Origin of the sequence: Rhizobium ecuadorense, from assembly GCF_001187535.1 — a bacterium.
GTDB lineage: Bacteria > Pseudomonadota > Alphaproteobacteria > Rhizobiales > Rhizobiaceae > Rhizobium > Rhizobium ecuadorense.
This window is the reverse complement of the sequence record NZ_LFIO01000946.1, coordinates 1-405: the sequence shown is the minus strand read 5'-3', so window position 1 is coordinate 405 and position 405 is coordinate 1. Positions and strand designations below refer to the sequence as shown.

The following is a 405-nucleotide window of genomic DNA, read 5'->3' as shown; positions in this document are numbered from 1 at the left end:
TTCCAGCGCCCCATCATAGTCGAAATCGCCGCAGCGGAAAAACAGACGACTCTGATGGCGAAGGGTGAATGCCAGATCAACGGTCCCTGCCCCGACAGAGCGGACTCGCCCACACCCACAGCCCACCTGCCGCCGAACAGCAACAAACCCCGCCAATCATTGACGGGGCTGTGCATGCTGAAAATCGATCGGCATTACATCCTCGGAGGAATCAATGATTGCCTTCGGTCAAAGCTTGCGCCTTGGATCCTCGCCTTGTCGACCGACAGCCGACGCGTCCGCACGGTGGAACGTTCCGATTATCGCATCGACATCAACTTCGTCATCAGCCCCGCTTTGATTTCGAGCACGGGTCGATTGGCCCGGGGATGACCGATGTCATCCCGGGGATGACCGATGTCCCTC

General features: G+C 58.8%; 1 pseudogene. It reads right to left on the bottom strand.

Annotated elements, in window-relative coordinates:
• Positions 1–299 precede the first annotated feature (299 nt).
• Positions 300–405, bottom strand: a pseudogene (locus AF337_RS46520) (DUF1127 domain-containing protein); the annotation flags it as partial.